The sequence below is a fragment of the Protofrankia sp. CiT1 genome, assembly GCF_917627335.1.
Lineage (GTDB): Bacteria > Actinomycetota > Actinomycetes > Frankiales > Frankiaceae > Protofrankia.
This window is the reverse complement of the sequence record NZ_CAKJTP010000292.1, coordinates 1-2,582: the sequence shown is the minus strand read 5'-3', so window position 1 is coordinate 2,582 and position 2,582 is coordinate 1. Positions and strand designations below refer to the sequence as shown.

Genomic DNA, 2,582 nt, shown 5'->3' with positions numbered 1-2,582 from the left:
GCCGCAGCCCAAACCGAAACCCAAGCTGAAGCCTATACCGCTGCCGAAGCCCCGGATTCCACCGATGCCGTTGCCGCAGTTGAAGCAGCATGCGCCGGCGGGGCCGGCGTGGTCGGGGTCGTCGACTATTGCGCCGCCGGATGGTTGGTCGGCTGCGGGTGAGCAGTATGTGCCACAGGAGTGTGTGCCGGGGACCTGCGCGGACTCGTTGCCGTCGGGGGATGGGGCGTCTGGGCAGGGTACGGATGGTGGTTGTGGGTTGGCGGAGGGTTCGTTGCCGTTGGCGGCTACCTGTGTGCCGGACGGGCCCGATCCTGATCCGGCTGCCGCCGGTGGCAAGGGGCGCCCGCCCGGTGACGGCAACCCACCCGCCCCACCGACATCCCCCGCCTCCCCCGACGACGGAAACCCGAATCGTGATGATGACCTTGCTGCCAGGTTGCGGAAAGCGGTGCAAGATCGTTATTATTCGATTACGGATCGTACGAGCTCTGAGTATCAGTCTATTCGACAGCGTGGACCGGTGCTTACGGGAGTGATAGACAAACAAACAGGGGAAATCTTTTTCGGTCAAAATACTGGCATTCCTGAGCCGCTTTACCCTGAGCTCCAAGCGCGCCTCAATGAATTTGAGGGGCCCCATGCGGCGGGGAAGGGTACCCCGGGTGCTCATTCTGAAATAAATGCACTTAATCAAGGTCTTTGGGCGAGGTTGGATGCTGACGTCGAGGACTTCCTGATATATAATCTACGTCTTCGGGGTGCTGGGCAGGGCATGCCGATTGCTCGGTGTCCTAACTGTGTGGTTCTAACTCGAGGCGCGGAGGAAATCCCATGAGTGGAAGCGATGAATCTGGTGTGGCGAGGGTAGAGGATTCGGAGCTCGATTTCGATGAAGATCTGATATACACTTATCGCGGTGTTCTTTTTACGGGCATTGGATATGAAGAGGTGCCCGGTCATGGATTCTCAGAGATTAGTTATCGTCAGGGGATGCAAGCGGGGCCTGCGAGGGACTGGTATCCATCGGGAGCTCTGAAGGGCGAGTCCTATTTCTGGGAGAACGTGCTTCACGGACCGTTGCGGGAGTTCGACGAGGATGGGAACGTTCAATTTGAAGCGGTGTATGAGTATGGAATATTGGTCTCTTCTTTGAGAAGTGACGCTTCTGGAGCAGTGGTTGAATCCTCCGAAATTAGCGATGAAAGTCCGAACTTCTCGTTGTTGGAGCGATATCGTCGCGAAAGGGCATGGCCGGCACGAGAAGAATGATCTGTGGGAGTCCGGCCCAGGTAGCTGCCAGGATACCGTGCGACGTGCGGTCGCGCATGGTGAGTGGGCGCGGACTGGGCTGCCTCCGACGAATTCCTCGTTACGTTCATGTGTGCCGAGCTGGCTGTGTCCCGCTCCGGCTACTACGCCTGGCGCTGTGGCCAGCGCAGTCAGCGCTCCCGCGACGACACCACCGAAACCACCATGATCATGAAGATTTACCGTGAGGGGCGTGGCAACCCCGGTGTGCGCCGCGTCCGTGCCGGCCTGGCCGTGGTCGGTCACTTCCTGTTGTCCAAGCGGGTGTGGCGCCTGATGAAGGTCGCTGGCTTGCGGTGACGTCGTCCGAAGGCGTGGAAGCGTACCACGATCGGCGGTGACCGGTCCGTGCCAGTCCCGATCTGCTTGGCCGCGACCCCACAGCGCTGTGGGACGTCGACGGCTACGAGACGTCGAGCCACGCCCGGAGCGCCTGACGGATGACCGATGACGTCGCTGGCGTTCGTGTGCTCGGCAGTCAGGGCTGGCGCGCCTGTTGCGGTGCTTGGGTCGCCACGGATGAATTTGTTCGGTTGAGGCGGACAGGCGGACAGTTTTGGTCCGGTGCCTACAAGGTCACAGCGGCCGGTAGGCATCTCGGCGGTGTTCGATCCGGAGGAGGACGACTTCGCGTTTGTCTTCGTTGATGCGGTAGAGGACGCGGTAGGTGCCTCGTTGGGCTGACCAGATTCCGTCGAGGTCGAAGCGCAGAGCCTTGCCGGCTCTGCGAGGGGGCGGTGACCAGAGCGGTGGTGAGGAACTCGACGGCAGCGGTCGTGACCGCCTCGGGTAGCTGGGCGGCGAGCGCGCGCCGGGCGGGTGGGGCGAGGACGGGCTCGTAGTCGCTGTCGTTCATCTGAGCAGGTCGCGTACGGCGGCGGTGCCGCGCAGGACGTCGCCGCTGGCGTAGGCTTGGTTGGCTTCACGGATGTCCGCCAGTGCCTGTGGATCGCGCAGGACGTCGATGGTCTCTTCCAGCTGGGCGAGGTCTTCGGGGCTGATCAGGACGGCGGCGGCGTGGCCGTTGCGGGTCAGCACGATCCGTTCGTGCTGGCGCTCGACGCGGTCGACGAACTCCGAGAGGTGGTCGCGGACGGTGCGGAGCGACTCGATACTCATGGCCACAATCGTGGCCCCTCGGTTGTCTGGTGTCTGTCTTCCTGCCCGCCGTCGCTAGTGCTTGTGATCGTTTCGGCGAGGAGCTGGGACTGAATCGTTCCGGGTTCCTTGGGTGCCGAGGCAATTCGACTACCACATCGGTGGGGTATAAG

At 62.0% G+C, this 2,582-nt stretch carries 5 protein-coding genes; 3 read left to right on the top strand and 2 right to left on the bottom strand.

The window, feature by feature from the left end:
* The first annotated feature begins 64 nt into the window (after positions 1–64).
* The 3 genes from MJ785_RS22465 to MJ785_RS21725 all read left to right on the top strand — a co-directional run bounded on the left by MJ785_RS22465 (position 65) and on the right by MJ785_RS21725 (position 1,611).
* Positions 65–838 carry a YwqJ-related putative deaminase gene (locus tag MJ785_RS22465; protein WP_370653031.1) on the top strand — a complete coding sequence of 258 codons (774 nt, stop codon included), beginning with the start codon at positions 65–67 and terminating at the stop codon, positions 836–838.
* Entirely contained in the window at positions 835–1,272 is a 438-nt protein-coding gene (locus tag MJ785_RS21730; protein WP_239311924.1) for a toxin-antitoxin system YwqK family antitoxin, read from the top strand. The genes MJ785_RS22465 and MJ785_RS21730 overlap by 4 nt, the downstream gene beginning before the upstream one ends.
* A 63-nt stretch (positions 1,273–1,335) precedes the next feature.
* Positions 1,336–1,611 (top strand): hypothetical protein, encoded by a 276-nt coding sequence (locus MJ785_RS21725; RefSeq protein WP_239311923.1) that lies wholly within the window; start codon positions 1,336–1,338, stop codon positions 1,609–1,611.
* 276 nt (positions 1,612–1,887) lie between these two features.
* Here the strand turns inward: MJ785_RS21725 and MJ785_RS21720 are convergent, their stop codons facing one another.
* Together MJ785_RS21720 and MJ785_RS21715 are read right to left on the bottom strand one after the other, a co-directional pair.
* Positions 1,888–2,001 carry a type II toxin-antitoxin system RelE/ParE family toxin gene (locus MJ785_RS21720; RefSeq protein WP_239311925.1) on the bottom strand — a complete coding sequence of 38 codons (114 nt, stop codon included), beginning with the start codon at positions 1,999–2,001 and terminating at the stop codon, positions 1,888–1,890.
* A 162-nt stretch (positions 2,002–2,163) separates the two neighbouring features.
* Positions 2,164–2,430, bottom strand: a complete 267-nt coding sequence (locus tag MJ785_RS21715; protein WP_239311922.1) for a type II toxin-antitoxin system Phd/YefM family antitoxin — start codon at positions 2,428–2,430, stop codon at positions 2,164–2,166.
* Positions 2,431–2,582: the final 152 nt, after the last annotated feature.